The organism is Nocardiopsis suaedae, assembly GCF_027706745.1.
Classification (GTDB): domain Bacteria; phylum Actinomycetota; class Actinomycetes; order Streptosporangiales; family Streptosporangiaceae; genus Nocardiopsis_A; species Nocardiopsis_A suaedae.
In genome coordinates, this window is record NZ_JAQFWP010000119.1 from 1 (window position 1) to 7,343 (window position 7,343).

Consider the following 7,343-nt stretch of genomic DNA (forward strand, 5'->3'; position numbering starts at 1 on the left):
TCGCCGCCCGCCACCCTGCGCCCCGACCACCCGCCGCCCGGCCGGGGCCCGTCAGTGGGGAACCAGCCGAGCCGCCCGCCCCCCCCGCGCCGTGAGGAACCCGCCGCCCGGCAAGCAAGCCCGGGGGACCGCCCCGCTTCCGCCGTTGCCGCCATCCACCTGGCACTCCCATGGCCCGGCGGACGGCCGGGGCCCGTGAGTGGGGCACCGGCTGGTCCCGCCGTCGCCGCCCATCGCCGCGACCACGCACACACCCGGCGGCCGACAGCGCTACCGATAGGGCCGCTGACCTGCGTCGTCGCCGCCCTCCACCCCGCGCCCCGCCCGCCCGTCGCCTCCTCTCGCACGAAAGGCCCTCGCTGGGCTAGGCGCCACCACCGAAGCAATGCATACTGTATGCATTCTAGGAGGTGACCCATGGACACCGCACGTTCACCGTCCGCCGTCCGGGACGGATACCTGCCCTCGCCCTACGCGCCGCCGCCGGACGGGGTGTACCGCGACTGGTCCGGGCGGCGGTACCGGGTCGGGCCGACCGCGGTCGAGCTCGCCGGGTGCGAGCGGTCGCGGCTGCTCGGCCTGGCCGCGGCCGCCCTGGCCGCCGTCGGCGTGCTCCAGTACGGCTACGGCGCCGCCCTCCCCGCCGTCGCCGCCGCGCACGGCTGGCCGCCCGGCGCCGCCCTGCTCCCGTTCGCCGTCTGGGCGCTCGTCCAGGCCGGGTCCGCCGCCCCCGCCGCCCGGCTGCGCGAGTCGGGCCTGCTCCCGCCGCGCGCCGCCGTCCCCCTCGGGTCGCTGCTCAGCGCGCTGGCGCTGTTCACCCTCGGCTCCGCCCCCGGGCTCGGGTGGGCCGTGCTCGGCTACGGCGTGCTCGGCGGCGCCGGGGCCGGGCTCGTCTACCACTCCTGCGTCCACCTCGCCGCCGCCTGGTACCCCGAGCGCCCCACCTGGCACACCGCCTTCACCGGCGGCGCCTTCGCCCTGGGAACGGTCCCCGTCGCGGTCGCGGCGCCGACCGCCCTGGCACCGGCGTCACTCCCCGCGGCCTGCGGTGTGCTCGCCGCCGTCGTCGCGGCGGTCGGCGTCGCCTGCGGGCGCCGCCTGCACGCCCCGCCCGCGGACTGGTGGCCGCCGCGGACCGACCCCCGCCGGTGGGCGCTGCGCCCCAGGTCGGGACCGGCCGCCTGCCGCGACCACTCCCCCGCCGAGGCCTGGCGCAGCGGCGCCCTGCCCGCCCTGCACGTCGTGGTCGCGGGCGCCGGGGCCGCGGCGCTCTTCGACCTGGCCGCCCTGCCGTGGCTCCTGTCCGGTTCCGGGTTCACGCCGACCGCCGTCGCGGCCGCGATGGGCGCGCTCGTCGCCGCGAGCGGCCTGGGGCGCGTCGCCGCGGGCCACTGGGGCGAGTACGGCGACCGGCGCCGCGTCCTGTCCGCGACGCTCGCCTGCGGGGCCGTGGCCCACCTGGGCATGGTCGGCGCGGTGGCCGCCGGTTCCCCCGGAGCGCTGGTCCTCTTCGCCGTCCCGGCGGGCCTCGGGGCCGGCGCCTGCTACCCGCTCACGCGCGCGCTGGCCGAGGACTTCTTCGGCGTCCGGGGGTCCACGCGCATCCACGGCCTGGTCTACAGCGCGAAGGGGGTGGGCGGCCTGCTGGGCGTCGGCGGCGCCGCCGCGCTCATCGCGTGGGGGCCGGGCGCGGGCGATGCGGCGGCGTTCGGGCTCGCGGCGGCCGGTGCCGCCGCTGCCGTGGCCGCGGGGACGGCCTCCCGGCTCCGCCGCCCCGTCCTGACGAAGACGATCCCCCGGACGAGTGCGATCGGCCCGCCCGCCGACCCCCTGCCGTGACGGGGTGCGTGCCCGACCCGACGCATAGGCGCCCGGGCGCCGCCACCGCGCCCCCTGACCGGTGGGGCCCGGCGCCGCCGTACGCCCGCCCCGCCCCTCTCCTGGGCCTCCTCCCCTGCCGGGGGGCGCGGCGCATCCCCGCCCCTGGGCCCCGGGGCCGCCCGCTCGGCGTGCGCTCCGGCATACACCCCCAGGGCATGCGCCCCGGGCGGCCGTTCGCTCCGCGATCGCTCCGTGATCGAGATCGTTCGGTTCTGGGTCCTGGACAGCGGGCGCGGGCTGATGTAGCAAAGAAGCACATACTGTATGCAGTATTCGGACGCTCCGTCCGGCACCGATGAGTGAGGAGCGCATCCCTCCATGAGCAACGACACCGGCGCGCAGACCTCGATCTCCGGCGGCCACCTGGTGGCCAAGGCCCTCAAATCCGAGGGCGTGGAGGTGGTCTTCACCCTTTGCGGCGGACACATCATCGACATCTACGACGGCTGCGCCGACGAGGGCATCGACGTCATCGACGTCCGCCACGAGCAGGTCGCCGCGCACGCCGCCGACGGGTACGCACGGGTCACCGGCCGCCCCGGATGCGCCGTGGTCACCGCCGGCCCCGGCACCACCGACGCCGTCACCGGCATCGCCAACGCCTACCGCGCCGAGAGCCCCATGCTGGTCATCGGCGGCCAGGGCGCCCTCAGCCAGCACAAGATGGGCTCCCTGCAGGACCTCCCCCACGTCGACATGATCGCGCCGATCTCCAAGTTCGCCGCGACCGTGCCGCACACCGAACGCGTCGCCGACATGGTCTCCATGGCCTTCCGCGAGGCGCACAACGGCGCCCCCGGCCCGTCCTTCCTGGAGATCCCGCGCGACATCCTGGACGCGAGCGTCCCGGTCGAAAGCGCCCGCATCCCCAAGGCCGGGCACTACCGCGCCTCGGCACGGCAGGCGGGCGACCCCGAGGCCGTCGAGCGCCTCGCCGAGCTGCTCGTGCGCTCCGAGCGCCCCAGCATCCTGCTGGGCGGGCAGGTGTGGACCTCCCGGGCCACCGACACCGCCGCCGACCTGGTACGCACGCTCAACGTGCCCGCCTTCATGAACGGCGCCGGGCGCGGCACCCTCCCGCCCGGCGACCCGCACCACTTCCAGCTCTCGCGCCGGCACGCCTTCCGCGAGTCCGACCTCATCATCATCGTCGGCACCCCGTTCGACTTCCGGATGGGCTACGGCAAGCGCCTCTCGCACGACGCGACCGTGGTGCAGATCGACCTGTCCTACACGACGGTCGGCAAGAACCGCGACATCGACCTGGGCATCGTCGGCGACCCCGACACCGTCCTCGCGGCGGTGCTGCAGGCCGCCTCGGGCTTCAGCGACACCGGCGCCCAGGGGCGCAAGCCGTGGCTGGAGGAGCTGCGGTCCGTCGAGGCCAAGACCCGCAACGAGCGCGCCGGGCTGTTCACCTCCGACGCCTCCCCCATCCACCCCTACCGGCTGGTATCGGAGATCAACGACTTCCTCACCGAGGACTCGATCTACATCGGCGACGGCGGCGACATCGTCACCTTCTCCGGGCAGGTGATCCAGCCCAAGGCCCCCGGGCACTGGCTCGACCCCGGCCCCCTGGGCACTCTCGGCGTGGGCGTGCCGTTCGCGATGGCCACCAAGTACGCCCGCCCCGACAAGGAGGTCGTCACCCTCTTCGGCGACGGCGCGTTCAGCCTCACCGGCTGGGACTTCGAGACCATGGTCCGCTTCGACCTGCCCTTCGTGGGCATCGTCGGCAACAACTCCTCGATGAACCAGATCCGCTACGGCCAGATCGCCAAGTACGGCGCCGACCGCGGCGAGATCGGCAACACCCTGGGCGACGTGCGCTACTCGGAGTTCGCCAAGATGCTCGGCGGCTACGGCGAGGAGGTCCACGACCCGGCCGAGATCGGCCCGGCGCTGCAGCGCGCCCGCGAGTCCGGCAAGCCGTCGCTCATCAACGTCTGGATCGACCCGGAGGTCTACGCCCCCGGAACGATGAACCAGACCATGTACAAGTGATCCGGCCCCGAAGGGAGACTCGGCCATGAACAAGGCACTCGACGGGGTCCGCGTCCTCGACATGACGCACGTGCAGTCGGGCCCCTCGGCGACGCAGATCCTGGCATGGCTCGGCGCGGACGTGCTGAAGCTGGAGGCGCCCTCCGGCGACATCACCCGCCGCCAGCTCCGGGACCTGCCCGACGTGGACAGCCTGTACTTCACGATGCTCAACGGCAACAAGCGGAGCATCACCCTCAACACCAAGTCCGAGGAGGGCAAGCGGCTCTTCCTCGACCTGGTCGAGCGCAGCGACGTCCTGGTGGAGAACTTCGCCCCGGGCGCGCTCGACCGCATGGGCTTCACCTGGGAGGCCCTGCAGGAGGCCAACCCGGGCCTGGTCTACGCCTCGATCAAGGGGTTCGGCCCCGGCGCCTACGCCGACTTCAAGGCCTACGAGGTCATCGCCCAGGCGATGGGCGGGTCGATGAGCACGACCGGGTTCGACTCCGGCCCGCCGCTGGCCACCGGCGCGCAGATCGGCGACTCGGGCACCGGCATGCACACCGTCGCCGGGATCCTGGCCGCCCTGTACCAGCGCACCTCCACCGGCCGGGGCCAGCGGGTCGAGGTGGCCATGCAGGACGCGGTGCTCAACCTGTGCCGCGTCAAGCTGCGCGACCAGCAGCGCCTCGGGCACGGGCCGCTCAAGGAGTACCCCAACTCCGAGTTCGGCGACGAGGTGCCGCGCTCGGGCAACGCCTCGGGCGGCGGCCAGCCGGGCTGGGCGGTGCGCACCGCCCCCGGCGGCCCCAACGACTACGTGTACGTCATCATCCAGCCGCAGGGCTGGGCGCACCTGGCCGAGCTGGCCGGGCGCCCGGAGCTGGCCGAGGACCCCGAGTGGGCCACCCCCGAGGCGCGGCTGGACAAGCTGGACAAGGCCTTCGGGATCATCGAGGAGTGGTCCTCGGGCCTGCCCAAGTGGGAGGTGCTGGACAAGCTCACCGAGCGCGGCATCCCCTGCGGGCCGATCCTGTCCACCAAGGAGATCATCGAGGACCCCACCCTGCGCTCCAACGGCATCGTCACCGATGTCGAGCACCCGGAGCGCGGCGGCTACACCACGGTGGGCCTGCCCATCCGGCTCTCGGACTCGCCGGCCGACGTGGCCCGGTCCCCGCTGCTGGGCGAGCACAACGCCGACGTCTACGGCGGCGAGCTGGGCCTGTCCGAAGAGGAGATCGCCGACCTCGCATCGAACGGAGTGATCTGACCGATGTCCCCCTCCCCTTCCTCCCCGGAGCCGGACCGCGACGCCGTGCGCGCGGTGCTGGACCGGGCGCGCGCCGAGGGCCGCACCGCGCTCACCGCCCCCGAGGGCAAGGCGCTGGCCGACGCCTACGGGATCCCGGTCCCCGGCGAGGCGCTGGCGGCCTCCGCCGACGAGGCGGTCGCCCGGGCCGTCGAGCTGGGCCTGCCCGTGGTCGCCAAGATCGTCTCGCCGGACATCCTGCACAAGACCGACGCCGGAGGCGTCGCGGTGGGCCTGGACTCCCCGCGGGCGGTGCAGGAGGCCTACGAGCGCATCATCGCCGCCGCGCGCCGGTACGACCCGGAGGCGCGCATCGACGGCGTGCAGATCCAGCGCATGGTGCCCTCCGGGACCGAGGTGCTGATCGGCGCCGCCACCGATCCCACGTTCGGCAAGATCGCGGTGTTCGGCCTGGGCGGGATCCTCGTCGAAGTCCTCAAGGACGCCGCGTTCCGGCTGGCGCCGCTGTCCCGCGCCGACGCGCTGGAGCAGATCGGCTCGCTGCGCGCCGCCGAGGTCCTGGACGGTGTGCGCGGCGGCGAGGCGGTGGACCGCGAGGCCCTGGCCGACCTGCTGGTCAGCCTGTCCGAGCTGGTGACCGACTTCCCGGAGATCGCCGAGGCCGACCTGAACCCGGTGTTCGCCTCGGCGTCCGGGGCGATGGCGGCGGACGTGCGCTTCGTGCTCGACTTCGACCCGCCGGAGCCGCCGCCGCGCTACGGCCGTGAGGAGATCCAGTCGGCGATGGAGCGGGTGTTCCGCCCCCGTTCGATCGCGGTGGTGGGCGCCTCCAACGAGGCCGGGAAGATCGGCAACTCGGTGATGCGCAACATCGTCGACGGGGGCTTCGCGGGCGAGGTGTACCCGGTCAACCCGAAGGCCGACGAGGTCTACGGGCTGCGGGCCTACGCCTCGGTGGGCGACATCCCCGGCGGGATCGACGTCGCGGTGTTCGCCATCCCGGCCCAGTTCGTGGCCGGGGCGCTGGAGGAGGTCGGCGCCAAGGGCGCGGCGGGCGCGGTGCTGATCCCCTCCGGTTTCGCCGAGACCGGCCGCCAGGACCTGCAGGACGAGGCCCTGGCGGTCGCGCGGCGGCACGGGGTGCGGCTGCTGGGCCCCAACATCTACGGGTACTACTACACGCCCGAGAAGCTCTCGGCGACCTTCTGCACCCCCTACGACGTGGCCGGGGGGACGGCGCTGACCTCGCAGTCCGGCGGCATCGGCATGGCCATCCTGGGCTTCAGCCGCAGCACCGGGACCGGGGTGTCGGCGATCGTGGGCGTGGGCAACAAGGCCGACATCGACGAGGACGACCTGCTGACGTTCTTCGGCTCCGACGACAACACCCGTGCGGTGGCGATGCACCTGGAGGACCTCAAGGACGGCCGGGCGTTCGTCGAGGCCGCGCGCGAGGTGGTGCCGCGCAAGCCGGTGGTGGTGCTCAAGGCCGGGCGCACGTCGGCCGGCGCGAAGGCGGCCGGGTCGCACACCGGGGCGCTCGCCGGGGACGACAAGGTCTACGACGACATCCTGCGGCAGGCGGGCGTGGTGCGCGCGCCGGGCCTGCGGGAGCTGCTGGAGTACGGCAGGGCGCTTCCGGTGCTGCCGGCGCCCCAGGGCGAGAACATCGTGATCATCACCGGTGCGGGCGGGTCGGGCGTGCTGCTGTCCGACGCGGTCGTGGACAACGGGATGTCGCTGTACGAGATCCCGCCCGACCTGGACGAGGCGTTCCGGGCGTTCATCCCGCCGTTCGGTGCGGCCGGGAACCCGGTGGACATCACCGGCGGGGAGCCGCCGTCCACGTATGAGAAGACGATCCGCCTGGGCCTGGAGGACCCGCGGGTGCACGCGCTGGTGCTGGGCTACTGGCACACCATCGTCACCCCGCCCATGGTCTTCGCCGAGCTGGTGGCCGACGTCGTGCAGAGCGCGCGGGCCGAGGGCATCGACAAGCCGGTCGTGGCCTCGCTGTCCGGCGACACCGAGGTCGAGGCGGCCTGCGCCCGCCTGTTCGAGCACGGGGTGGCCGCCTACCCCTACACCACCGAGATGCCGGTCCAGGTGCTGGGCGCCAAGTACCGGTGGGCACGGGCCGCCGGGCTGCTCTGACCCGGGCCCCGGCCGGGCGGGGGCCGCCCGGCCGGGGCGCGGGCGG

The 7,343-nt window shown here is 74.3% G+C and carries 4 protein-coding genes; all 4 read left to right on the top strand.

What is annotated here, in order from left to right:
* The first annotated feature begins 417 nt into the window (after window positions 1–417).
* The 4 genes from O4U47_RS30795 to O4U47_RS30810 all read left to right on the top strand — a co-directional run bounded on the left by O4U47_RS30795 (window position 418) and on the right by O4U47_RS30810 (window position 7,297).
* Window positions 418–1,839, top strand: a complete 1,422-nt coding sequence (locus O4U47_RS30795) for an MFS transporter (RefSeq protein ID WP_270681520.1) — start codon at window positions 418–420, stop codon at window positions 1,837–1,839.
* Between the two features lie 360 nt (window positions 1,840–2,199).
* Window positions 2,200–3,888: a thiamine pyrophosphate-binding protein gene (locus tag O4U47_RS30800; protein ID WP_270681521.1), complete on the top strand. Its 1,689-nt coding sequence runs from the start codon at window positions 2,200–2,202 to the stop codon at window positions 3,886–3,888.
* Window positions 3,889–3,913: 25 nt separating this feature from the next.
* Window positions 3,914–5,143 (top strand): formyl-CoA transferase, encoded by a 1,230-nt coding sequence (gene frc, locus O4U47_RS30805; protein WP_270681522.1) that lies wholly within the window; start codon window positions 3,914–3,916, stop codon window positions 5,141–5,143.
* Window positions 5,144–5,146: 3 nt separating this feature from the next.
* Complete coding sequence (locus tag O4U47_RS30810) at window positions 5,147–7,297, top strand: acetate--CoA ligase family protein (RefSeq protein WP_270681523.1); 2,151 nt, start codon at window positions 5,147–5,149, stop codon at window positions 7,295–7,297.
* Window positions 7,298–7,343: the final 46 nt, after the last annotated feature.

Excerpts from the sequence above, each read along its gene's own strand:
- O4U47_RS30795 (WP_270681520.1), top strand. The coding sequence starts at position 418 with ATGGACACCGCACGTTCACCGTCCGCCGTCCGGGACGGATACCTGCCC.
- O4U47_RS30800 (WP_270681521.1), top strand. The coding sequence starts at position 2,200 with ATGAGCAACGACACCGGCGCGCAGACCTCGATCTCCGGCGGCCACCTG.
- frc (WP_270681522.1), top strand. The coding sequence starts at position 3,914 with ATGAACAAGGCACTCGACGGGGTCCGCGTCCTCGACATGACGCACGTG.
- O4U47_RS30810 (WP_270681523.1), top strand. The coding sequence starts at position 5,147 with ATGTCCCCCTCCCCTTCCTCCCCGGAGCCGGACCGCGACGCCGTGCGC.